Below are 23,492 nucleotides of genomic sequence, written 5' to 3' on the forward strand. Positions count from 1 at the left end.
CTTATAGCGGCATCGTTTGGTTGAACGGGATTCATCGTCAGGCAGCAAACGTGTGCGCGACACCGATCCGCCACATTAAAGGTAAAGCGTGCACACCCCGTTATACTTGCGACAGTTCATTGCCGGACTCCGGTATTTCACATTTTCAGCCACCACAGAGGGAGCGGCGGGTGAGTCTCACAGTCATTGCGCAGCGTATGAGTAAAACGAGCTTTCAGCGCCTGGTGACTGGCCTTGTCTTGAGCACCTTGCTGGTCGGTTGTTCCAGCAACAAGTCCAGCGATGTTCGCGTCGTGGACCGCAACAATGCCGCGGCTCAGCGTCCAGCCGTGACCACCGGGCAATACGTCGTTCGGCCCAAGGACACCCTGTTCTCCATCGCCTTCCGTTACGGCTGGGACTACAAGGCCCTGGCGGCACGCAACAACATTCCTGCGCCTTACACCATTCGTCCGGGTCAGACGATTCGCTTTGATGGTCGTACCGATTCAACGTCGACGGCGGTGGTCAGTTCGTCCAGTTCAACGCCTTCGTCGTCGAGTAAAACCACGGTCATTCGTCGTTCGGCAAACGGTACGACCACCAGCACAACGACAGTTGTACCGTCCGTCGCGAGCAAGTCTGCACCCGCTCCATTGCCCCCTCCCGGGCCAGCCCCGACCGGCTGGGGATGGCCATCTAATGGCATTCTGATTGGGAAATTCTCTTCAAACGGTAGTTTGAATAAAGGAATTGATATCGCCGGAGATTTGGGACAGCCTGTTTTAGCTGCGTCTGATGGGACGGTGGTATACGCCGGGAGTGGCTTAAGGGGCTACGGCGAATTAGTAATCATCAAACACAGTGAAACCTACGTAAGCGCCTACGGACACAACCGCAGGCTGTTGGTTCGGGAGGGGCAGCAGGTCAAGGTCGGACAGACAATTGCCGAAATGGGGTCAACGGGTACAGACCGGGTGAAACTGCATTTTGAGATTCGCCGCCAGGGTAAACCTGTAGATCCGCTGCAATTCCTGCCGCGTCGTTGATCGCTAACCAGCCTGTTCCGTCGCGTAGAGGGGACAGGCTCCAGCGTTGCCAGGGATAAAGGCGCCGCTTGAGCTTGAGGTCGAACTCACCAAAGGACTATAACAATGGCTCTCAGTAAAGAAGTGCCGGAGTTTGACATCGACGATGAGGTTCTCCTGATGGAGAGCAGCATCGATACGGATTCGATGTCGAATGATGAAGGGGCGGCTCCACCTTCCGTTCGTGCCAAATCCAAACACTCAGCATCCTTGAAACAGCACAAGTACATTGACTACACGCGGGCACTCGATGCCACGCAGCTGTATCTCAATGAAATTGGTTTCTCTCCCCTGCTTTCACCCGAAGAAGAAGTTCATTTTGCGCGCCTGTCGCAAAGTGGCGATCCGGCCGGGCGCAAACGCATGATTGAAAGTAACCTGCGGCTGGTGGTGAAAATCGCCCGGCGTTACGTCAATCGTGGGCTGTCGCTGCTGGACCTGATCGAAGAGGGTAACCTCGGCTTGATCCGGGCGGTGGAGAAGTTCGATCCGGAGCGCGGTTTCCGCTTCTCGACCTACGCGACCTGGTGGATTCGCCAGACCATCGAACGCGCAATCATGAATCAGACCCGGACCATCCGGCTGCCGATCCATGTGGTCAAGGAGCTGAATGTGTACCTGCGGGCCGCGCGGGAGCTGACGCAAAAACTCGACCATGAACCCTCACCCGAAGAAATCGCCAACCTGCTGGAAAAACCGGTGGGAGAGGTCAAGCGCATGCTCGGCCTTAACGAACGGGTTTCGTCGGTCGACGTCTCGCTGGGTCCGGATTCGGATAAAACCCTGCTCGATACTCTGACTGACGACCGTCCAACCGATCCATGCGAACTGTTGCAGGACGATGACCTGTCCCAAAGCATCGATCAATGGCTCTCGGAACTGACCGACAAGCAACGCGAAGTGGTTGTACGCCGCTTCGGCCTGCGCGGCCATGAAAGCAGCACCCTTGAAGACGTAGGCCTGGAAATCGGCCTGACCCGGGAACGGGTCAGACAGATTCAGGTGGAAGGCTTGAAGCGGCTGCGCGAGATCCTGGAAAAAAATGGTCTGTCGAGCGAGTCGCTGTTCCAATAAAGCACTCACTGCGATGGCATGAAAAACCCCGACTGGCTCGGGGTTTTTTATTGCCTGGCCAGCAGACCGAATCCCCTCGGAATTTTGGTTTCGTGCTGTAAGTCCAGGCTTACACTTGCGTAAGTGTTCGTTATTTTTACACCCTGGCAATTGTCCATGCTGAACGCTTCTTACCTCTATCGTTTTGATTTATATAACTATTTTTTATTATTAATGACGTGTGACAGCTGGGTTTAGCGCCAAGGGGCGATTGATCCCGCAGGGGAACACTCTAGTATTGAGGTTGTGTCGACGGACAGACACGTCCTTCAAGGATGAGGGGATAGGGATATCGCAGGACGCGATTCATCAGGACGATGAAAAGGAACACAGGGAATAGGGAAAAAATGTGGGCGGGTCAAACCGCCCCTTTTTTCGCCTGCAGAAAAGCAAAAAGGCCCTTGTGGGGCCTTTTTCGCGAACGCGGGGGTAATCAGCGTTCGAGTTCTGCGATCTTGCCTGGCTTGCCGTCCCACTCTTCAGCGTCGGGCATCGAATCTTTCTTCTCGGTGATGTTCGGCCAGATATCGGCCAGCTCAGCGTTCAGCGCGATGAAGTTTTCCATGCCGGCCGGAACTTCATCTTCGGAGAAGATAGCCACGGCAGGGCATTCAGGTTCGCACAGCGCGCAATCGATGCACTCATCCGGGTGAATCACCAGGAAATTCGGGCCTTCGTAAAAGCAGTCCACCGGACAGACTTCTACGCAGTCGGTGTACTTGCACTTGATGCAGTTGTCGGTGACGACGAAGGTCATTTCTAATTTTCTCCTCAGGCGCGGCTTGCTGCGCCCCTTCTCGTAGGGGTCGCCAGGTTTGGGAGCGATAGTCTGCTGGCCAGGCTATTAGCCAGCAGCATCCCAAACCGCGCGAGATTCTAACAGCTTGCAAGCCGCTGCGTTAGATCCGTGTCTTTAGTGTATAGAGCATTTCGAGCGCACGACGTGGTGTCATGTTGTCCAGGTCGAGCTTGGCCAGGTCATCCAGCACCGGATGCGGCAGGCTGGCGAACAGGTCGCTTTGCTGTGGTGCGGCCGGTTTGCCTTTGGCCGGTGCCGGTGTTTCATGGGGCAGGGCGGTGTCTTCCAGACGGCTCAAGTGCTCGCGAGCACGGGTGATGACTTCGCTCGGAACGCCTGCCAGCTGCGCAACGGCCAGGCCATAACTCTGGCTGGCCGGCCCGGGCAGCACATGGTGCAGGAACACGATGCGCTCGTTGTGCTCGGTAGCATTGAGGTGCACGTTGGCCACCAGCGGCTGGGCTTCCGGCAGGACGGTCAGTTCAAAGTAGTGGGTGGCGAACAGCGTGTAGGCACGCAAATGCGCCAGGCGTTCTGCCGCCGCCCATGCCAGGGACAGGCCGTCGAAGGTGCTGGTACCGCGCCCGACTTCGTCCATCAGTACCAGGCTGCGCTCGGTGGCGTTGTGCAGGATGTTCGCGGTTTCGCTCATTTCCACCATGAAGGTCGAGCGCCCGCCGGCCAGGTCATCGCTGGAGCCGATCCGGGTGAAGATGCGGTCGACCAGCGACAGTTCGCAACTGGCTGCCGGCACGAAGCTGCCGATGTGCGCCAGGAGGACGATCAAGGCGGTCTGACGCATGTAGGTGGATTTACCGCCCATGTTCGGACCGGTGATCACCAGCATGCGGGTGTTGTCGTCCAGGCTCAGGTCGTTGGCCACGAATGGCGTGGTCAGCACTTGTTCGACCACCGGGTGACGACCCTGGGTGATGCGCATGCACGGCTCGCTGACGAAGCGCGGGCAGTTCAGGTCGAGGTTCAGCGCGCGTTCGGCCAGGTTGCTCAAGACGTCCAGCTCGGCCAGGGCGCCGGCGGTGTCCTGCAGCGGTGGCAGCTGGCTGATCAGGTCTTCGAGCAGCGCTTCGTACAGCATCTTCTCGCGGGCCAGGGCGCGGCTCTTGGCTGACAATGCCTTGTCTTCGAATGCCTTGAGTTCCGGCGTAATGAAACGCTCGGCGCCTTTGAGGGTCTGGCGGCGGATATAGTCGGCCGGTGCCGATTCCGCCTGCTTGCTTGGCAGCTCGATGAAGTAACCGTGAATGCGGTTGTAACCGACCTTCAGGTGCGACAGGCCGGTGCGGGCCTTTTCCCGCGTCTCGAGGTCGATCAGGAATTGCCCGGCGTTTTCGCTCAGCGACTGCAGTTCGTCCAGTTCGCTGTCGTAGCCGGTTTTCAGCACGCCGCCATCACGAATGACGGCGGGCGGGTTGTCGATGATGGCTTTTTCCAGGAGTGCCGCCAGTTCCGGGTAGGTGCTGGTGATGGTGGCGAGTTGCTGGAGGTGCGGGGCTTCGAGCTCCGTCATTGCCACTTGCAGTTCCGGCAGGGCGCCGAGGGCGTCACGCAGGCGGGCGAGGTCGCGGGGGCGGGCATTGCGCAGGCCGATCCGCGCAAGAATCCGCTCGATGTCGCCAATTTCCTTGAGCTGCGGTTGCAGTCTTTCGAATCGGTAGCCGTCGAGCAGGCAAGTGATCGAAGTCTGACGCGCCAACAGCACCGTCAGATCGCGCAACGGGCGATTCAGCCAGCGGGTCAGCAAGCGGCTGCCCATGGCGGTCTGGCAGCGGTCCACCACCGATTGCAGGGTGTTGTCGCGGCCCCCGGCCAGGTTGGTGTCGAGCTCCAGGTTGCGACGGCTGGCGCCATCGAGCACCACGGTGTCGTCCAGGCGTTCATGACGCAGGCTGCGCAAATGGGGTAGGGCGGTGCGCTGGGTTTCCTTGGCGTAGGCCAGCAGGCAACCGGCGGCGCCAATCGCCAGGGTCAGGTTTTCGCAACCAAAGCCCTTCAGATCCTGGGTCGAGAATTGCTGGCACAGGCTTTTGAGCGCCGAATCGCGCTCGAAATCCCACGGCGCACGACGACGCACGCCACGGCGTTTTTCCGCCGGCAAGTCCTTGGGCCAGTCATCCGGAATCAGCAGTTCCACCGGGTTGACCCGCTCCAGTTCCGCGAGCAGGTTTTCCCAACCCTTGATCTCCAGCACACTGAAGTTGCCACTGGTGATGTCCAGCACTGCCAGGCCGAACAGGCGTTCATCACCCAGAACGGCAGCGATCAGATTGTCCCGGCGCTCATCCAGCAGCGCCTCGTCACTCACCGTCCCCGGCGTGATGATGCGCACAACCTGCCGCTCCACCGGCCCTTTGCTGGTGGCCGGGTCGCCGACCTGCTCGCAGATCACCACCGATTCGCCAAGCTTCACCAGCTTTGCCAGGTAACCCTCGGCGGCGTGGTAAGGAATCCCGCACATCGGAATCGCCTGGCCAGCCGACTGCCCTCGGGCCGTCAGGGTGATGTCCAGCAACTTGGCGGCCTTCTTCGCGTCTTCATAGAAGATTTCGTAGAAGTCGCCCATGCGGTAGAACATCAGCTGGTCCGGGTGCTGGTTTTTCAGGCGCCAGTACTGCTGCATCATCGGAGTGTGGGAGGACAGGTCGGAGACGGCTTTATTCATCGGATTGTCAGGAAGCTCATTGAAAGAGGTGGGGCAAAAGCGAGGCAATGGCCGGGCTTTTCCGCGATGGGCGCAAGGTTACCATGGGCGGTCTGCCCGACGCAGGCACCACGGCCGGGTGACATCTTTTACGATGCAAAAATCTTGTTATGCATCGATTATGCAAATCGGCATTGTCTTCTTCGAGAAGAGCAAGCAGTATGTGGTTTATGCATAAACGCAACGTATCTACCGTATTAAGGGCATTGCTCGATCAGCACGGGATCTCCCCCACGGAGCTTCACCGTCGTACCGGCGTGCCTCAATCCACGCTCTCGCGCATTCTCAGCGGGAAGATCGTCGATCCTTCGGATAAACATATTTCGAAGATCGCCGAGTATTTTTCCTTGAGCACCGACCAGTTGCGTGGCCGCGCGGACGTCTCGTCTGCCGCTAATGCCGGGCGGGCTCCCGTGCATTCGGAACTCAAGGATATAAGTCTGTGGGATGACGATACCCCTGTCGATGACGACGAGGTGTCGGTCCCCTTTCTTCGCGAGGTTGAATTGGCTGCTGGATCAGGAAGATTCGTCATCGAAGAAAGCGAGCGCTCTAGCCTGCGTTTCGGCAAGCGAAGCCTGCGCCATAACGGTGTGCAGTTCGACCAGGCCAAATGCGTGACAGTACGGGGCAACAGTATGTTGCCGGTGCTGCGCGACGGCGCCACGGTCGGGGTCAATGCCGGCAAATGCGGTATTGGCGATATCGTTGACGGCGACCTTTATGCAATCAATCACAACGGCCAGTTGCGGGTGAAGCAGTTGTATCGGCTGCCGTCCGGGATTCGTTTGCGTAGCTTCAATCGAGACGAGCATCCAGACGAGGATTACACCTTTCAGGAAGTCCAGGAGGAGCCGATCGTTATCCTCGGGCATGTCTTTTGGTGGGGCATGTACGCCCGTTAACACCCCTGCGCTCAGATAAAACCCGCTTTCCGGAGCGGGTTTTTTTCGCGTGCTGAAAACATTGGATCACCTCTTCAATGCGTTAATGCATTGACTGTATATGCATTAATGCATAATCTGATTGCCTGTCCATTCAAGAACGCGGTGTGATCGTTCACTCAAGGAGGCATGAAATGACCGCTGAGCAATATGCGTTGCTGGACATGCCTCTGTGGCTGGTCATCAGCTTGCCGATACTCGGTGGCGTTACCGGTGAAATGTGGCGTGCCGATAAAGAGGGCGTTCGCGGCTGGCCCCTTGTCCGGCGCCTGGGCCTGCGGTCTGGCTCCAGCATGATCTGTGGCGCTTCGGTCATCATGCTGCTGCACGCCGCCAATGTTTCCATCTGGGCTGCCTGTGCGGGTGGTTGCTTGGCGGCGATGGCCGGGACAGACGTCGTTTTAGGGTTGTATGAGCGTTGGGTGGCCAAGCGTATGGGGATCGGTCATGTTCCGTCCGGTGACGTGGACGATTGATTCTCCGACAGTCCCTTTCCAGAGCCTTCGATTCCTTACATTTTGATCGCTCCTGTCGCTTGCAAGTGCGGTCTGCTCGTGTACGTTTAACCTCATCCCGCCCGATCAGGAGATGACCGTGAACGAAATCACCCAGCTCGCCGCCGAACTTGGCAGACGCCTGCAGGTTCTCAATGCCCATGTCACCACGGCGGAGTCCTGCACCGGCGGTGGCATCGCCGAGGCAATCACCCGTATCCCGGGGAGTTCGGCCTGGTTCGAGGCCGGTTATGTCACCTACTCCAACCGGCAGAAAACCCTGCAACTGGATGTCCCGGTGGAGTTGTTCACCACCGTGGGCGCGGTCAGCCGCGAGGTGGTCGAGGCCATGGTCCGGGGGGCACAGAAGAAAAACAGCGCGTATTTCTCCGTGGCGGTCAGTGGTATCGCCGGGCCGGATGGTGGAACGGCGAACAAGCCGGTTGGCACGGTCTGGCTGGCCTGGGGCGTTGGAGACCAAGTGTTCTGTGAGCAGCAGCACTTCCCGGGTAATCGCGACGACGTCCGCCGACAAACGGTGAAGGCCGCGCTAGAGGGGCTGCTGCGGTATGCCGCGGCAGAAATCTCAAATCAGGGGTAGGCGATCCGGAATCGCTGTGGAATAATACTGGCTACTTATACAGGTGTTGGCCGTCAGGCCTTATTGATTACGTGAGGACTTTAATGGACGACAACAAGAAGAAAGCCTTGGCTGCGGCCCTGGGTCAGATCGAACGTCAATTCGGCAAGGGTGCCGTAATGCGTATGGGCGATCAGGATCGTCAGGCGATCCCGGCCATCTCCACTGGCTCTCTGGGTCTGGACATCGCTCTTGGCATCGGCGGCCTGCCAAAAGGCCGTATTGTTGAAATCTACGGTCCTGAATCTTCCGGTAAAACCACGCTGACCTTGTCCGTGATCGCCCAGGCTCAAAAAGCCGGTGCGACCTGCGCATTCGTCGACGCCGAGCACGCCCTCGACCCTGAATACGCCGGCAAGCTGGGCGTCAACGTCGACGACCTGCTGGTTTCCCAGCCGGACACCGGTGAACAGGCTCTGGAAATCACCGACATGCTGGTGCGTTCCAACGCGGTTGACGTGATCATTGTCGACTCCGTGGCCGCCCTGGTACCAAAGGCTGAAATCGAAGGTGAAATGGGTGATATGCACGTGGGCCTGCAAGCCCGTCTGATGTCCCAGGCGCTGCGTAAAATCACCGGTAACATCAAGAACGCCAACTGCCTGGTGATCTTCATCAACCAGATCCGTATGAAAATCGGTGTGATGTTCGGTAGCCCGGAAACCACCACCGGTGGTAACGCACTGAAGTTCTACGCATCGGTTCGTCTGGACATCCGTCGTACCGGCGCGGTGAAAGAAGGTGATGAGGTCGTCGGTAGCGAAACCCGCGTCAAGGTTGTGAAGAACAAGGTGGCTTCGCCGTTCCGTCAGGCCGAGTTCCAGATTCTTTACGGCAAGGGCATCTACCTCAACGGTGAGATGATCGACCTGGGTGTTCTGCACGGTTTCGTCGAGAAGTCCGGTGCCTGGTATGCCTATGAAGGCACCAAGATCGGTCAGGGCAAGGCCAACTCGGCCAAGTTCCTGGCAGACAACCCGGAAGTCGCGGCAAAGCTGGAGAAGCAACTGCGTGACAAGCTGCTGTCCCCTTCGTCGGTAGCCGACGCCAAAGCTTCTGCGGTCAAAGAGACCGAAGACGACCTGGCTGACGCTGATATCTGATCGAAGCAATGACCGCCGTACTAGATACACTCGTCGCGGTGCGGCGAACCGCAATGGACCTGCTCGCACGACGCGAGCACGGTCGTGTCGAGCTGACACGTAAACTGCGTCAGCGCGGCGCCCTCCCTGAAATGATCGAAACAGCCCTCGACCGATTGACGGAAGAGGGGTTGTTGTCCGAAACCCGTTATCTCGAAAGTTTCGTTTCCTACCGCGCCCGTTCCGGTTATGGCCCTTTACGCATTCGTGAAGAGTTGGGCCAGCGTGGTCTGCAGCGTGCCGATATTGAACTCGCCCTTCGTGAGAGTGGTATCGACTGGCAGGAGCAATTGATCGATACCTGGCGGCGCAAGTTCTCTGGGCAATTGCCGGCAGACGCCCGGGAGCGAGCCAAACAAGGCCGGTTCCTGGCGTATCGGGGATACTCCATGGAAATGATCAACCGCCTGTTCAGCGGTCGAGGGATGGACGATTGAACTGAAACGGCCTGCTATTTCGATAACGGGCCGTTTTTTATGCCTCACGTAACCTTTGACGGCTCCCGCGTGCGTTGCTGCACTTGGGGGGTTGAATGTGCCCAGTTTTCCGGCAGGTTGATGTAGTCCACAAGCTCGCGCAGACGGCCATGATTGCGGGCGTTGAAGTTGAAGACCAGCCGCGCCAGATGGCTGAATTCGGCTTCGTCGTGTTCCTCGCCGCTGTAAGTGCACTGATGGAAATGATCACTCAGGCACAGGTCGGCGAAAGCCTCCTGCATGTGTTCGAGTGCGTGGTCGCTGAGTGTGTGATTCATGCGAATCAGGAACTGATGCTTGAGCCAGCGACTGGAGTGGAAGTTGCTGTAGAACTGGTTGATGTGCTCTACCGCTTCTTCGACGTTGTAGACCAGTTTCACCAACTTCATGTCAGTGGGCAGGATGTAGTGGTTTTCCTCCAGTTGCTGGTGAATGAAGTCCAGTGCGCCTTTCCAGAATTTGCCGCCCGGCGCGTCGAGCAGCACCACGGGCACCAATGGACTCTTGCCGGTCTGGATCAACGTCAGCACTTCCAGCGCTTCATCCAGCGTACCGAAACCACCCGGGCACAGCACCAGGGCATCGGCTTCCTTGACGAAGAACAACTTGCGGGTGAAGAAGAAGTGGAAGGGCAGCAGGTTGGTCGTGCCGTCGACAGTGGGATTGGCATGCTGCTCGAAGGGCAGGGTGATGTTGAAGCCCAGGCTATGTGTCAGGCCGGCACCCTCGTGGGCGGCGGCCATGATGCCGCCACCGGCACCGGTAATGACCATCATGTCCGAGCGCACCAGCGCAGCGCCGAGTTCCCGGGCCATGCTGTAGAGCGGATGTTCCACGGGGGTACGGGCCGAGCCGAAAACAGTGACCTTGCGCCGCCCCTTGAATTGTTCGAGCACGCGGAAAGCCTGTTCCAGTTCGCGCAGGGCTTGAAGGGTGATTTTGGCATTCCAGCGGTTGTGGTCTTCCTGGGCCATGCGCAGCACGGTCAGGATCATGTCGCGGTAGATCGGGGTGTTCGGGCTGTTGGGTGAAATCAGCTTGAGTTGTTCTTCAACCTTGCTGATGAGGTCGTGGCCGCTTTCTTCGAAATGACGGCTCAGGAGGTCATTCGGTTGGTAAGGCATTCAGCTTCTCCTTCTGCACAGAACCCTCGGCCCGACAACGTAAGCCGGTGCCACGACACTTCATGTGTCGCCGTCTGCCCAGGCCCATGCCAGGGCGATCTACTTGACCCGAAAGGCATCGGATCATCCAAACAGGCTCTGTTTTCCCTTGGATGAAAAAAGTTCGCACTGCATGACAAGCGACGGCCAGCCCCTTTCCAGCCCTGAAAAAGTGAACGTGGATACCCTGAAATCCAGACTCTTACAGTGATTTGCGCTGTCTTGATCATTGCGCCACAAAGTCTTTCCTGGCAACCGCTTATTGACGATTTGCAAGGTGCTTTCACCGCTCGTCTGAACGTACGTCGTATGTGCTGCACTCTGATTTACTAAGTTACAGGTGCAACACGACAACTTTGCGTCAACGGCAAGGCGCACGGTACAAGCGATTCAAGGATTTATCACTCAGACATGAGTGAAGTGCAGGGAGGCGGGAAACCATGGCCAGAGTCGTTCTGGAGATCGATGCGCAACTGTATCGATTGCTGAAGTCATCAGCCGAGACTCATCATTTGAGTCTCGAAGAGGAGTGCTGCCGACGTTTGCGCGGTGGCGAGCGTCGTTCACATTACTTGCAGGCGCTGCTGGCGGAACTGCGCGCCGAAGATGAACAGCGGCGCGCCAATTCCAGGTGATTACTTTTTCTTCTTGGCCGGTTGCAGGCAATCCGATTCCTGGAAGCTTGCGGAGCCGACCGGGCGGTTGGTCTTCACCTCGGTGAAGTCGTAACGCATGATTGCGCCTCTGGCCATCAGCTTGCGAAACCCTTCGTTTCGGCAGACAGAAGCCCCCAACTGGAAGTACACGGCTTTCGGGTCTGCACGCATTTTGTCGGCATGGCTGCTCTGCACGCTCAGGTGGTTGATCAGCTGTTTGCCGTCAACGGTGTAGCCTTGATCGAGAATGTCTTCGTTGATCGCTCGAGGAGTGCCGACGCTGCTCTGGGTGGCGACGTTTTGCAGCATTTTGTTCAGTTCCGTGTCTTTCAAGGACGCAGCCTGGGCGCTGAAGGACGACGCCAGCAAAATGGCCGCGGTAGGAACGATAAGGCGCAGCATGAAACTCTCCTGGTTCAGTGATGCGGGGTTGGACCCGTCACGTGGCTGTGCGTTCAGTGGCGGCGAATTATAGGGGAGCCGGGCTGGACGGTACAGGCTTGCGCCGGGCGCTCTGGTAAACTGCTGGCACTTTTTACCCTGTCGAGTGTTTTTCGTGTCGATTTCCCTTCTGTGTGGGCGTTGCCCGCTATGAGTCATACCCCCGCGCGCTTTGCCTTGAATGCCGTAGCCCGCTTGCGCGATCAGCGTAAGGAGGAGGGCATCAAGCCGATTCAGGCCCGTGGCTGGCGCGCGCCGCGCTGCCGTGACTGCCGGGTGATCGAGAGTCACTGCCTGTGCGCGTGGCGTCCGCAGGTCGCTACCCGCTCCGGCGTGTGCCTGATCATGACCAACAAGGAAGTGTTCAAGCCGAGCAACACTGGTTGGCTGATCGCCGACGTGGTACCTGACAACCACGCCTTCATCTGGTCTCGTACCGAAATCGATCCGAAGTTGCTGGCGCTGTTGTCCGACCCGCAATGGCAGCCTTACCTGGTGTTTCCAGGTGAGTACGTCGAACCTGAGCGCGTGACAAACAGCGTGGATGTCGATGGCACGAAGCGCCCGCTGTTCATTCTGTTGGATGCGACCTGGACCGAAGCACGGAAGATCTTTCGCAAGAGCCCCTATTTCGACCGACTGCCGATCCTCAGCCTGCTTCCGGAGAAACTCTCCCGCTACAGGTTGCGCCGCTCCACCCGCAGTGAGCATTTGTGCACGGCGGAAGTGGCGGCGCTGTGCCTCGACCTTGCAGGCGATGTCGCCGCGGCGTCGGCGCTGGATGCCTACTTCGATGTGTTCAGCCAGCATTACCTCGACGCCAAACACCAGTTGGAGATGAACGTTTCGACCCCGGCGCACGCCGAGTTGATGCCCTATGTTCAGCCGGCCACCCCATTGATGGACTGATTGTCGCGCATACTGCAATAAAGTGTACCGGCCATGCTGCTTGACCACCCCGGCTTCGCTGGGCATGCTTGGCGCCGATTAGGGTGCGGCCGGAATTTTCGACGCCGTTTTTTGCGTTGAGCGCGCCTTGTCAGTACAGCTCCGTGGCTGTGTCTTGACTTGCTTTGGCGAGGTCCGAATGCATCGGGCGTCCCATGAAAAACAGGATCATTTGAAAAATGGCCACATACGAAATCCTGATTGCCGATGACCACCCACTTTTCCGTAGTGCCTTGCATCAAGCGCTGACCCTGGGCCTTGGCCCGGGCGTCCGTCTGGTGGAAGTGGCGAGCATCGCCGAACTGGAAGTCCGCCTGACCGAAAAGTCCGATTGGGATCTGGTGTTGCTGGACCTGAACATGCCAGGGGCCTACGGTTTTTCCGGGCTGGTCCTGCTGCGCGGCCAGTACCCGCAGATTCCGGTGGTCATGGTCTCGGCCCAGGAAGAGGCGACCATCATGGTCAAGTCTCGTGAGTTCGGCGCCAGTGGCTTCATTCCCAAATCCAGCGACTTGAGTGTGATCCAGAAGGCCGTGCGTGCAGTCCTCGATGGCGACGTGTTCTGGCCGCCGCAGGCGTTCGAAGCGGTCAGCGTCTCGGATGAGGCCAAGGCGGCCAGCGAAGGTCTTGCCAGCCTGACTCCGCAACAATTTCGGGTGCTGACCATGGTCTGTGAAGGCTTGCTGAACAAGCAGATCGCCTACGAACTGAGCGTTTCCGAGGCCACTATCAAGGCGCACGTGACCGCGATTTTCCGTAAACTGAATGTGCGGACCCGAACCCAGGCTGCGCTGCTCCTGCAACAACTTGAGTCAATTTCCAGCCATTAAAGGCTGGCAAATTCACGCTTTTTTGACTTTGGTTGAACTAGCTTTCCCACTTCTTTTTTGCCAGTTGCCCACTCTATGTCACCTTTCAAAGGCCAGACCGGCCTGAAACGTATTCTCAATGCTTCCGGTTATTCGCTGGACGGCCTGCGCGCAGCCTTCACCGGTGAAGCCGCCTTTCGGCAATTGGTATTGCTCAATGTCATCCTGATTCCTTTGTCATTCTTCCTGAATGTCAGCCGGGTCGAACGGGCGTTGTTGATCGCGGTCTGCCTGCTGGCGTTGATCGTCGAGTTGCTCAACTCGGCCGTGGAAGCGGCCATCGACCGCATTTCCCTCGAGCGGCACCCGCTGTCCAAAAATGCCAAGGACATGGGCAGTGCCGCCCAGTTCGTGGCATTGAGCATGATTGCCCTGGTGTGGGCGGTGATCCTGCTTTAAGCGATCGTCGGCAGCACGATCTCGTCGCTGCGCTGAACCCCGGCGGTGAAAGCGCGGCACAGATCGAGGAATTCGCGCATCGCCGAGGTCTGATATTTCTGTTTATGCCAGATGAAATAAAACTGTCGCGCCAGATCCAGATCCGGCGTCTCGACAGGCACCAGGCTGCCGCGGCGGAATGCGTCGCGCAAAGCCAGCCTGGAAATGCAGCCAATCCCCAAGCCTGATTCCACCGCGCGTTTGATCGCTTCGGTGTGCTCAAGCTCGAGGCGGATGTTTAACGAAGTGCGGTGATGGCGCATGGCTTGGTCGAAGGTCAACCGCGTGCCCGAGCCCTGTTCGCGCAAGATCCAGGCTTCGTGGCTCAACTCGTCCATGGTGGCCGTGCCGCGCTTGGCCAACGGATGCTGGGGCGCGCAAAACACCACCAGTTCGTCCTCGACCCAGCTTTGCACTTCGATGTCCGGGTGGCTGCAGTCGCCTTCGATTAGACCCAGATCAATTTCATAGTGGGCCACTTGCTGCACGATATTGGCAGTGTTCTGCACATGCAGCTTCACCTGGCTTTCCGGGTGGCGCTGCATGAAACTGCCGATCAACAATGTGGCCAGGTAATTGCCGATGGTCAGGGTGGCGCCCACGGCCAGCGAGCCGAACCCGGACTTGCCATTGAGCAGGTCTTCGATTTCCTTGGCCTGGTCCAGCAGCGCCACCGCTTGCGGTAACAGCTGTTTACCGAGGGCGTTGAGGCTCAGGCGTTTGCCGGCACGGTCGAACAACTGGCAGCTGCACTGGCGCTCCAGTTCGGTGATCGAGGTGCTCGCCGCCGATTGCGAGAGGTTGAGCAGGTCCGCGGCACGGGACACACTTTCCTGCTGGGCGACGGCGACGAATACTTGAAGTTGACGGAGAGTAAATCGCATATCGATATAACCGATAACCCTTATCTTAATAATCCATTTAACAGATATTGTCTCTGCCTTTAGAATGCGATGCAATTGCGCAGAGCTGGCTTTTTTTGCAGAGCAGGCGCCGAACACGCGCAGACCAATCTCCAGGAGTCCCACGTACATGAGCAACATGAACCACGAGCGTGTCCTCAGTGTTCACCACTGGAACGACACTCTGTTCAGCTTCAAGTGCACCCGTGATCCGGGCCTGCGCTTCGAGAACGGTCAGTTCGTGATGATCGGCCTGCAACAGCCCAACGGCCGCCCGCTTATGCGCGCTTACTCGATTGCCAGCCCGAACTGGGAAGAGCATCTCGAGTTCTTCAGCATCAAGGTGCCTGATGGTCCGCTGACTTCGCAGTTGCAGCATCTGAAGGAAGGCGACGAGATCATCATCAGCAAGAAGCCTACCGGCACGCTGGTACTGGATGACTTGAAGCCTGGCAAACATTTGTACCTGCTCAGCACCGGTACCGGCCTGGCGCCGTTCATGAGCGTTATCCAGGACCCGGAAACCTACGAGCGTTTCGAAAAAGTGATCCTGTGCCACGGCGTGCGTTACGTCAACGAAGTCGCTTACCGCGAGTTCATCACCGAGCACCTGCCGCAGAACGAGTTCTTCGGTGACGCGCTGCGTGACAAGTTGATCTACTACCCGACCGTGACCCGCGAGCCGTTCGAGAATGAAGGTCGCCTGACCGACCTGATGCGCAGCGGCAAGCTGTTCAGCGACATCGGTCTGCCACCGATCAACCCGCAGGACGACCGCGCCATGCTGTGCGGCAGCCCGAGCATGCTCGACGAGACCAGCGAAGTGCTGAACAGCTTCGGCCTGAAGGTTTCGCCGCGGATGCGCGAGCCGGGTGATTACCTGATCGAGCGAGCGTTCGTCGAGAAGTGACCGCAGGTCACTTGTAGGAGCGAGCCTGCTCGCGATGGAGGTCAACGATAACGCGGGAAGCTTGATACCCAGCGGCGTCCTCAGGTTTTTCGCGGGCAGGCTCGCTCCTACAGTAGATTTGCAGCGCAACTGAAAAGCCCGCATGACTTGGGAAGGTCATGCGGGCTTATTCGTTTCCGGCGTTCAGCCTTTTGCGGGAATGACTTCCAGCACGCGTATCAGCTCCGGTGTCGGGTAATGCCAGCGCACATCGACATCCCAGAACTGTGCGCCGTACTCCCGCTCGGGCGCAGGGGTTTGATAGGCCGGGCGCGGATCCTGCGCCAGGCACTGCTCGATCAACTCGACCAAAGGCTCTGCAAGGCGTTGGGAATGCCCGTGAGCCTGTTGCAGCGCTGTGCCCGTCCACTGCACGGGAATCAGTTGCGGCGCGGCGCTGGCGATGCTGTTAGAGGCTGTGTCGATGATGTCGGCGTAGGGCACGTAGGGTTTGATATCGAGAATCGGTGTGCCATCCAGCAGATCGATGCCCGAGATCCACAACCGGCCGGCTTCGACCTTGTCCAGTTTCACCACCGACTGCCCAATGCCATTGGGGCGGTGGGTGGCGCGGGTGGCGAATACACCCATGGACTTATTGCCGCCGAGGCGAGGAGGGCGGACTTTCAGGCGAGGCCTTTCCTCCAGGGCCTGGTGGAACAGGAACAACAGCCACACATGGCTGACTTGCTCCAGACCTTGTACCGCGTCCCCTTGATCGAACGGCGCCACCAGTTCCAGCACCCCACGGGCGGCCGGGGCCAGTTGCGGTTGGCGCGGAATGGCGAACTTTTCCTTGAAGCAGGAGCGCACGAAGCCGATGGGGGAAACGCTGTAGGTCATGGTTTGGGGTCGAGGTGGAATTAAGGCTGGCATGATAACCCACACGGCCTCTGGCCCGGTGGCGCCGGTCAGTCCGTTATCGCGAGCAGGCTCGCTCCCACATTGATTCGGGGGCGCTCTTCTGTTTTCTGTCCACCACAAATCCCCTGTGGGAGCGAGCCTGCTCGCGAAAGCCGCACCGCCGATTTCAGAGGCTGAACCCGCCATCCAGCGGAATGATATTCCCGGTCATATAGGCCCCTGCAGTACTCGCCAGGCTGATCGCCAGCGCTGCCATCTCTTCCTCGCGCCCCCAGCGCTTCATTGGAATCAGCGCCGTATCCTGTGCAAGTGCCTGCTCATCATTGCCAATGTGCTGAGTCATCTTGCTCGGAAAACGCCCCGGCGCGATCACGTTGACGTTGATGTGTTGGCTGACCAGCTCCCGCGCCAGAATCCTCGACAGTTGATGCAACGCAGCCTTGCTCGGCCCGTAGGCATACGCTTGCTCGCCGAAGGAGGAAATCCCGGCCACCGATCCGATGTTGATGATCCGCGCCGGATTCGCTTCGGAACCGGCCTTACGCAGCAGGGGCAGGAACTGCTGGATGCAGTTGAACACCGAGGTCACGTTGAGCTGCATGACTTTTTCCCAGCCCTTGATCGGGTAGCTCTCCAACGGTGCGCCCCAGGTGGTGCCGGCATTGTTCACCAGGATGTCCAGATGTGTGATCTGCTCGCCCAGGCGCGTGGCCAGTTGCAGGACGCCCTCTTCGGTGGCCAGGTTCGCCGCGATGGCGCGGCAGCGGCCAAGTGCACCGAGTTCGTCGGCGGTTTGCTGGCAGGCTTCGACGTCGCGGGCGCAGACGTACACGGTGGCGCCCGCCTCGACGTAAGCCTTGGCGATCATCTTGCCGATACCACGGGTGCCGCCGGTCACCAAGGCGGTGCGGCCTTGCAGGGAAAAGTAGGGATGCATGGCAAATCCTGAGAGCTGAGGTCTTTACACCCTAGTCGTCAGCCGCCAGAAGCGGAGCCACTATTTTTGTGCGGAATGGGAAGCCATTCGGCCCTGGCAGGAGCGAGCTTGCTCGCGATGGTCGGTAACGATAACGCGTATTTACTGGCTAAACACGGCGCTCTTGAGTCCATCGTCGGAACGCCGCCCGGAGCAAGCTCGCTCCTACAGGGGTAGCAATCAGCCTGAGGTTTATTGCGGCCGAACGCGCAGGGTCAGGCCCTTGAGGAAATTGCGCAGCAACTGGTCGCCGCACGGGCGATAGTTGGTGTGGCCGAACTTGCGGAACAGTGCGCTCAGCTCTGGCTTGGACACCGGAAACTCGGCGGCCTTGAGGATCGCGTGCATGTCGTCTTCTTTGAGCTCGAACGCCACCCGCAGCTTTTTCAGGATGATGTTGTTGGTCACCGGCACTTCGATCGGCTGCGGCGGACGGCTTTCGTCCTTGCCGCGCTTGAAGATCACCAGGCCGTCGAGGAAGTGCGCCATGACTTCGTCCGGGCAGCGTACGAAACCTTCCTCGTCTTCCTCTTTCTTGTCGAGGTAGGTCAGCAGGTCCGGCAGGGTCACGTCCATGCCGCCGAGCTTGATGATCTCGATGACTTTCTTGTCGCTGATGTCGAGCATGTAGCGCACGCTGCGCAGTACGTCGTTATGAATCATGTGTGCAGTCCTGATATTCAGCTGTGGGCGTCGCGGCCAGGCGCGGCGCCGAAATGTGTGGCGGCGAGAAAAGCCTTAGAACTTCTCTTTGCCGGACAGGTAGCGCCATTGCCCCACCGGCACTTTGCCGATGGACACGCCGCCGATGCGGATGCGACGGATGGCGACGACCTTGAGGCCGACCGCCTGGCAAAGCAGGGCGATGATGCCCGGCTGCGGGTTCTTCATGGCAAAGCGCAGGCGGTTCTCGTTCTGCCAGCTGGCCTTGACCGCCGGCAACTCCTTGCCCTTGTAGGTCAGGCCGTGGTTCAGGCGGTTCAGACCGTGGGCCACCATTTCGCCTTCAACCTCGACCACATACTCTTGCTCGATCTTGCTGGAGTCGGCGGTGAGTTTGCGCAGGATTTTCCAGTCCTGGGTGAACACCAGCAGACCGCTGGCGTTGGCCTGCAGGTCGGTGCTGGCGGTCAGGCGCAGGAAGTGCCCGCGCAACGGTCGCTTGCCGTAGCGGTGCTCTTCGCTCAGCGTCTCGGCGCCGAGGGTGGCCATGGCGGTGTCTGCGTCCATGCCGGCGGGCACGTTGAGCAGCAGAGTCACCGGTTCCGGCGCGGTGGCCTTGGCTTCGGGATCAAGCTCGACTTTCTGGGTCTCGACCTTGAATTGCGGCTCGTCGATGACCACACCGTCGACGGTGACCCAGCCGCCCTCGATGAACAGCTCAGCCTCCCGACGGGAACAGCCGACGAGTTCGATGAGGCGTTTGGAGAGACGAATCGGGTCAGTCATGTCAGGGGCCGTAACAAAAAGGGGGTGGGCATTGTACCTGCCTGGCGCCGGTTAATCCCGGTTCCATTTCAATGCGGTTGCATTTCCTGTGGGAGCTGGCCTGCCAGCGATGCAGACGCTACGGTTTGTCAGATACACCAGGATGATGCAATCGCTGGCAGGCCAGCTCCCACAGGTTTCTATGGCGTCAGGCCTGTTGTGAGCGCTGCTGGTTTTGACGCATACGCATGTGCAATAACGGATACGGCTGCCCCATGCCATCGACTTCCGAGCGACCGATGACCTCGAAGCCCTGCTTGAAGTAAAAGCCCAGGGCTTGCGGGTTCTGTTCGTTGACGTCCAGTTCATAGGCGTTCAGGTGTTCCAGGGCATAGCGCAGCAATTTCTTGCCCAGGCCCTGGCCGCGATGGTCAGGGTCGATGAAGAGCATTTCGACCTTGCCGGCCGCGACACCGGCGAACCCGGTGATGCGCTGGTTCGAATCCTTGGTGCAGATCAGCATCACCGAATCGAGGTAGCGGGTCAGCACCAGGTTCTTTAGCAGTTCGATATAGCTGTCGGGCAGAAAATCATGGGTGGCGCGGACCGAGGCCTCCCAGACCCGGGTCAATTCTTCGTAGTCGCCGAGTTTCGGCGTGTGGATGACCGAATGCTGACGCATGCCCGTCTGCCTCTTGTGCAGTGGTTGATAGGAATCCTTTCAACCTAAAACGATAGCCGTAAAAAAGCCCCGCATCTCGTCTAGAGAGCGGGGCTTTGCGTATTTTTTGCGTTTAGATCTGTTCTGCCCACAGATCGTATTCGTCGGCGTCGGTCACTTTGCACCAGACCTTGTCGCCCGGCTTGAGGTTGCTGCCGTTGTCGATGAATACGTTGCCGTCGATTTCCGGGGCATCGAAGAAGCAGCGGCCCACCGCGCCTTGCTCGTCGACTTCATCGACCAGCACTTCGATCTCACGGCCGATGCGCATTTGCAGGCGCGCCGAGCTGATGGCCTGCTGGTGCGCCATGAAGCGCTCCCAGCGGTCCTGCTTGACGTCGTCCGGGACGACTTCCAGGTCCAGGTCATTGGCCGGTGCACCTTCTACCGGCGAGTACTGGAAGCAGCCGACGCGGTCGAGTTGGGCTTCGGTCAGCCAGTTCAGCAGGTACTGGAAGTCTTCTTCGGTTTCACCCGGGAAGCCGACGATGAAGGTCGAACGGATGATCAGGTCCGGGCAGATTTCACGCCAGTTCTTGATGCGGGCCAGGGTCTTGTCTTCGAAGGCCGGGCGTTTCATCGACTTCAGCACTTTCGGGCTGGCGTGCTGGAAGGGGATGTCCAGGTACGGCAGGATCTTGCCGGCGGCCATCAGCGGGATCAGCTCGTCAACGTGCGGGTACGGATAAACGTAGTGCAGGCGCACCCAGACGCCGAGGGTGCTCAGGGCTTCGCAGAGTTCGGTCATGCGGGTTTTCACCGGCGCGCCGTTCCAGAAACCGGTGCGGTATTTCACATCGACGCCGTAGGCGCTGGTGTCCTGGGAGATCACCAACAGTTCCTTGACACCGGACTTGACCAGGCGCTGGGCCTCGTCGAGCACGTCGCCGACCGGACGGCTGACCAGCTTGCCGCGCATCGACGGGATGATGCAGAAGCTGCAGCTGTGGTTGCAACCTTCGGAAATCTTCAGGTACGCGTAGTGGCGCGGGGTCAGCTTGATGCCTTGAGGCGGCACCAGGTCGATCAGCGGGTTGTGGTCCTGGCGCGGCGGCACGACTTCGTGCACGGCGTTGACCACTTGCTCGTACTGCTGCGGGCCGGTCACGGCCAGCACGCTCGGGTGTACGTTGCGAATGTTGCCTTCTTCGACGCCCATGCAGCCGGTCACGATGACCTTGCCGTTTTCCTTGATGGCTTCGCCGATCACTTCCAGGGACTCGGCCTTGGCTGAATCGATGAAGCCGCACGTGTTGACTACCACGACGTCGGCGTCCTGGTAGGTCGACACCACGTCATAGCCTTCCATGCGCAGCTGGGTAAGGATGCGCTCGGAGTCGACCAGTGCTTTGGGGCAACCCAGGGATACGAAGCCAACCTTTGGATTGGCCGGCGCAGGAGTGGTGGACATGTCTAACCTCGGTATTTTGTGACGCCGCTTGCCGGGCAGGGCAAAACCGACGGACGGGCGCTTGAACGGCGCCTCTGATCAAAAAGTGCGCAATTCTAGCGATGAGTCGTTCACTTGACCAGCTTTATGCAGGGAAATACGACGAGTGCTGCGTTATGCTTCGCGCCGTTACGCTTTACTGTTTTTTTACAGTCAACAAAACGTCTGTAACGTGAAGTAAAACAGCGCATGCTGCACGACAAAGCATAGTGCTTCTTTGAAAGAAGCCCGGGTCTGAGAATCAGGAGTGGTGGATGGGTCAGGCAAGTAGTCAGGCTGCAGGTGCCGAGCATTCGGCGGTCAAGCCGATCGGCATGCTGGTCGCGGCAGTCGGGGTGGTTTATGGCGATATCGGCACCAGTCCGTTGTACACCCTCAAGGAAGTGTTTTCCGGTGGCTATGGCGTACCGGTCAACCATGACGGCGTGCTGGGGATCCTGGCACTCATTTTCTGGTCGCTGATCTGGGTCGTGTCGATCAAGTACATGATGTTCGTACTGCGCGCCGACAACCAGGGCGAAGGCGGGATCATGGCCTTGACCGCGCTGGCCCGGCGGGCGGCGGCGGGGCACGCCAAATTGCGCATGTTGCTGGTGGTCTGCGGACTGATCGGCGCGGCGTTGTTCTATGGCGACAGCATGATCACCCCGGCGATCTCCGTACTGTCGGCGATTGAAGGCCTGGGGCTGGCCTTCGAAGGCATCGACCATTGGGTCGTGCCGCTGTCACTGGTGGTACTTGTCGCGTTGTTTCTGATCCAGCGTCACGGCACGGCGCGCATCGGCATTCTGTTCGGGCCGATCATGGTCACCTGGTTCCTTGTGCTGGGTGCATTGGGCGTCTATGGCATCAGCCAGCACCCGGAAGTCCTGGAAGCGATGAACCCGGTATGGGGCGTACGTTTCTTCATGGTCCATCCGGGCATGGGCGTGACAATTCTCGGCGCTGTAGTACTGGCATTGACCGGTGCCGAAGCGCTGTACGCGGACATGGGCCACTTCGGCCGCAAGCCGATCGCTCGTGCCTGGTTCATCCTCGTGCTGCCGGCGCTGGTGTTGAACTATTTTGGTCAGGGTGCCTTGCTGTTGGGCGACCCGGAAGCTGCCCGTAACCCCTTCTATCTGCTGGCACCGAACTGGGCATTGCTCCCGCTGGTCGGCCTGTCGACACTGGCCACGGTAATTGCCTCGCAAGCGGTGATTTCCGGTGCGTTCTCCCTGACCCGTCAGGCGATCCAGCTCGGTTACATTCCGCGCATGCACATCCAGCACACCTCCAGTGCCGAACAGGGCCAGATCTACATCGGCGCGGTGAACTGGGCGCTGATGGTCGGCGTGGTGCTATTGGTGCTGGGTTTCGAATCCTCCGGTGCCCTGGCCTCGGCCTACGGTGTGGCGGTGACCGGGACCATGCTGATGACCAGCATTCTGGTGTCTGCGGTGATCCTGCTGCTGTGGAAGTGGCCACCGGTACTGGTGGTGCCGGTTCTGCTGGGTTTCCTGTTGGTCGACGGTGTGTACTTCGCCGCCAACGTGCCGAAAATCGTTCAAGGCGGTGCATTCCCGGTCATCGCCGGTTTCGCGCTGTTTGTGCTGATGACGACCTGGAAACGCGGCAAGCAGTTGCTGGTCGAGCGTATCGATGAGGGTGGCTTGCCGCTGCCGATCTTCATCAGCAGCATTGCCGTACAGCCTCCACATCGTGTTCAGGGCACTGCGGTGTTCCTGACGGCACGGCCGGATGCCGTACCCCACGCGCTGTTGCACAACCTGCTGCATAACCAGGTGCTGCACGAGCGAGTGGTGCTGCTGACGGTGGTGTACGAAGACATCCCGCGGGTGCCGCCAACACGACGGTTCGAGGTCGATGCCTACGGCGAAGGTTTCTATCGGGTAATTCTGCATTTCGGCTTTACCGACGAGCCGGACGTACCGAAGGCGTTGAAACTGTGTCATCTCGAAGAGCTGGACTTCAGCCCGATGCGCACCACCTACTTCCTCAGCCGCGAAACGGTCATCGCCTCCAAGCTCGAAGGCATGTCCCGCTGGCGTGAGGCGTTGTTTGCGTTCATGTTGCAGAACGCCAACGGCAATCTGCGTTTCTTCAATCTGCCGCTGAACCGGGTGATTGAACTGGGGACGCAGGTGGAGATGTAGGAGCGAGCTTACTCGCGATGAACCTGAGATCACCACTGGGTGTCAGGTGTTCAGCGTTATCGTTGAAGACCATCGCGAGCAGGCTCGCTCCTACAGGGATTTGTGGCGTTGAATGAAAAAGCCCCCGCTATCGTGAG

The 23,492-nt window shown here is 58.9% G+C and carries 24 protein-coding genes; 13 read left to right on the plus strand and 11 right to left on the minus strand.

Going from position 1 to position 23,492, the window contains the following annotated elements; translation table 11 throughout:
• Nucleotides 1-170: 170 nt before the first annotated feature.
• Both AC3ITA_RS05835 and rpoS read left to right on the plus strand, forming a co-directional pair.
• Nucleotides 171-1,028: a peptidoglycan DD-metalloendopeptidase family protein gene (locus AC3ITA_RS05835; RefSeq protein WP_095943893.1), complete on the plus strand. Its 858-nt coding sequence runs from the start codon at nt 171-173 to the stop codon at nt 1,026-1,028.
• A 105-nt stretch (nt 1,029-1,133) separates the two neighbouring features.
• The gene (gene rpoS / locus AC3ITA_RS05840; RefSeq protein WP_007990225.1) at nt 1,134-2,141 is read left to right on the plus strand and encodes an RNA polymerase sigma factor RpoS; all 1,008 of its coding nucleotides are present in this window, start codon (nt 1,134-1,136) and stop codon (nt 2,139-2,141) included.
• Nucleotides 2,142-2,613: 472 nt separating this feature from the next.
• Here rpoS and fdxA read toward each other — a convergent pair whose 3' ends face one another.
• Nucleotides 2,614-2,937: a ferredoxin FdxA gene (fdxA, locus tag AC3ITA_RS05845; protein ID WP_095943894.1), complete on the minus strand. Its 324-nt coding sequence runs from the start codon at nt 2,935-2,937 to the stop codon at nt 2,614-2,616.
• Nucleotides 2,938-3,079: 142 nt separating this feature from the next.
• Nucleotides 3,080-5,659, minus strand: a complete 2,580-nt coding sequence (gene mutS / locus AC3ITA_RS05850; RefSeq protein ID WP_095943895.1) for a DNA mismatch repair protein MutS — start codon at nt 5,657-5,659, stop codon at nt 3,080-3,082.
• Between the two features lie 209 nt (nt 5,660-5,868).
• Here mutS and AC3ITA_RS05855 point away from each other — a divergent pair, with 209 nt between their 5' ends.
• The 5 genes from AC3ITA_RS05855 (at nt 5,869) to recX (ending at nt 9,355) form a co-directional block, all read left to right on the plus strand.
• Entirely contained in the window at nt 5,869-6,603 is a 735-nt protein-coding gene (locus tag AC3ITA_RS05855) for a LexA family transcriptional regulator (RefSeq protein WP_347912589.1), read from the plus strand.
• A gap of 173 nt (nt 6,604-6,776) precedes the next feature.
• Nucleotides 6,777-7,118, plus strand: coding sequence for a phage holin family protein (locus AC3ITA_RS05860; protein WP_095943896.1), 342 nt, complete (start codon nt 6,777-6,779; stop codon nt 7,116-7,118).
• Between the two features lie 118 nt (nt 7,119-7,236).
• On the plus strand, nt 7,237-7,737 hold the full coding sequence (locus AC3ITA_RS05865) for a CinA family protein (protein ID WP_095943939.1): 501 nt from the start codon (nt 7,237-7,239) through the stop codon (nt 7,735-7,737).
• An 83-nt stretch (nt 7,738-7,820) separates the two neighbouring features.
• The gene (gene recA / locus AC3ITA_RS05870) at nt 7,821-8,879 is read left to right on the plus strand and encodes a recombinase RecA (RefSeq protein ID WP_046041172.1); all 1,059 of its coding nucleotides are present in this window, start codon (nt 7,821-7,823) and stop codon (nt 8,877-8,879) included.
• A gap of 8 nt (nt 8,880-8,887) precedes the next feature.
• On the plus strand, nt 8,888-9,355 hold the full coding sequence (recX, locus tag AC3ITA_RS05875; protein WP_095943897.1) for a recombination regulator RecX: 468 nt from the start codon (nt 8,888-8,890) through the stop codon (nt 9,353-9,355).
• A gap of 44 nt (nt 9,356-9,399) precedes the next feature.
• On the opposite strand, the gene AC3ITA_RS05880 is transcribed toward recX, so the two are convergent.
• A complete protein-coding gene (locus AC3ITA_RS05880) occupies nt 9,400-10,518 on the minus strand; it encodes an LOG family protein (protein ID WP_095943898.1) in 1,119 nt (372 codons plus the stop codon).
• Between the two features lie 479 nt (nt 10,519-10,997).
• On the opposite strand from AC3ITA_RS05880, the gene AC3ITA_RS05885 reads away from it, so the two are divergent.
• Entirely contained in the window at nt 10,998-11,192 is a 195-nt protein-coding gene (locus AC3ITA_RS05885) for a hypothetical protein (protein WP_489279732.1), read from the plus strand.
• Here AC3ITA_RS05885 and AC3ITA_RS05890 read toward each other — a convergent pair whose 3' ends face one another.
• Complete coding sequence (locus tag AC3ITA_RS05890; RefSeq protein ID WP_150673131.1) at nt 11,193-11,615, minus strand: PA3611 family quorum-sensing-regulated virulence factor; 423 nt, start codon at nt 11,613-11,615, stop codon at nt 11,193-11,195. It lies immediately after the preceding gene.
• A gap of 189 nt (nt 11,616-11,804) precedes the next feature.
• On the opposite strand from AC3ITA_RS05890, the gene AC3ITA_RS05895 reads away from it, so the two are divergent.
• From AC3ITA_RS05895 to AC3ITA_RS05905, 3 genes are all read left to right on the plus strand, one after another.
• Nucleotides 11,805-12,563: a tRNA-uridine aminocarboxypropyltransferase gene (locus AC3ITA_RS05895; RefSeq protein WP_489279734.1), complete on the plus strand. Its 759-nt coding sequence runs from the start codon at nt 11,805-11,807 to the stop codon at nt 12,561-12,563.
• Nucleotides 12,564-12,781: 218 nt separating this feature from the next.
• A complete protein-coding gene (gene erdR, locus AC3ITA_RS05900; RefSeq protein ID WP_095943901.1) occupies nt 12,782-13,432 on the plus strand; it encodes a response regulator transcription factor ErdR in 651 nt (216 codons plus the stop codon).
• Nucleotides 13,433-13,507: 75 nt separating this feature from the next.
• Nucleotides 13,508-13,870 (plus strand): diacylglycerol kinase, encoded by a 363-nt coding sequence (locus AC3ITA_RS05905; protein WP_007996906.1) that lies wholly within the window; start codon nt 13,508-13,510, stop codon nt 13,868-13,870.
• Here AC3ITA_RS05905 and AC3ITA_RS05910 read toward each other — a convergent pair.
• Nucleotides 13,867-14,793 carry a LysR family transcriptional regulator gene (locus AC3ITA_RS05910; RefSeq protein WP_489279737.1) on the minus strand — a complete coding sequence of 309 codons (927 nt, stop codon included), beginning with the start codon at nt 14,791-14,793 and terminating at the stop codon, nt 13,867-13,869. The genes AC3ITA_RS05905 and AC3ITA_RS05910 overlap by 4 nt on opposite strands.
• A gap of 148 nt (nt 14,794-14,941) precedes the next feature.
• Here AC3ITA_RS05910 and fpr point away from each other — a divergent pair, with 148 nt between their 5' ends.
• Nucleotides 14,942-15,721 (plus strand): ferredoxin-NADP reductase, encoded by a 780-nt coding sequence (fpr, locus tag AC3ITA_RS05915; RefSeq protein WP_008054100.1) that lies wholly within the window; start codon nt 14,942-14,944, stop codon nt 15,719-15,721.
• A gap of 183 nt (nt 15,722-15,904) precedes the next feature.
• Here the strand turns inward: fpr and tsaA are convergent, their stop codons facing one another.
• The 6 genes from tsaA to rimO all read right to left on the minus strand — a co-directional run bounded on the left by tsaA (nt 15,905) and on the right by rimO (nt 21,160).
• The gene (gene tsaA, locus AC3ITA_RS05920; protein ID WP_489279738.1) at nt 15,905-16,603 is read right to left on the minus strand and encodes a tRNA (N6-threonylcarbamoyladenosine(37)-N6)-methyltransferase TrmO; all 699 of its coding nucleotides are present in this window, start codon (nt 16,601-16,603) and stop codon (nt 15,905-15,907) included.
• Nucleotides 16,604-16,790: 187 nt separating this feature from the next.
• Nucleotides 16,791-17,561, minus strand: coding sequence for an SDR family oxidoreductase (locus AC3ITA_RS05925; RefSeq protein ID WP_057716145.1), 771 nt, complete (start codon nt 17,559-17,561; stop codon nt 16,791-16,793).
• Nucleotides 17,562-17,792: 231 nt separating this feature from the next.
• Entirely contained in the window at nt 17,793-18,263 is a 471-nt protein-coding gene (locus AC3ITA_RS05930; protein ID WP_046816549.1) for a YehS family protein, read from the minus strand.
• A 75-nt stretch (nt 18,264-18,338) separates the two neighbouring features.
• Complete coding sequence (locus AC3ITA_RS05935; protein ID WP_150673130.1) at nt 18,339-19,049, minus strand: rRNA pseudouridine synthase; 711 nt, start codon at nt 19,047-19,049, stop codon at nt 18,339-18,341.
• 187 nt (nt 19,050-19,236) lie between these two features.
• Complete coding sequence (locus AC3ITA_RS05940; RefSeq protein WP_095943906.1) at nt 19,237-19,710, minus strand: GNAT family N-acetyltransferase; 474 nt, start codon at nt 19,708-19,710, stop codon at nt 19,237-19,239.
• Nucleotides 19,711-19,822: 112 nt separating this feature from the next.
• On the minus strand, nt 19,823-21,160 hold the full coding sequence (gene rimO, locus AC3ITA_RS05945; protein WP_008052161.1) for a 30S ribosomal protein S12 methylthiotransferase RimO: 1,338 nt from the start codon (nt 21,158-21,160) through the stop codon (nt 19,823-19,825).
• Nucleotides 21,161-21,453: 293 nt separating this feature from the next.
• On the opposite strand from rimO, the gene AC3ITA_RS05950 reads away from it, so the two are divergent.
• Nucleotides 21,454-23,355, plus strand: a complete 1,902-nt coding sequence (locus AC3ITA_RS05950) for a potassium transporter Kup (protein WP_489279741.1) — start codon at nt 21,454-21,456, stop codon at nt 23,353-23,355.
• The last annotated feature ends 137 nt before the right edge of the window (nt 23,356-23,492 follow it).

The organism is Pseudomonas sp. GL_090 (genome assembly GCF_057837765.1).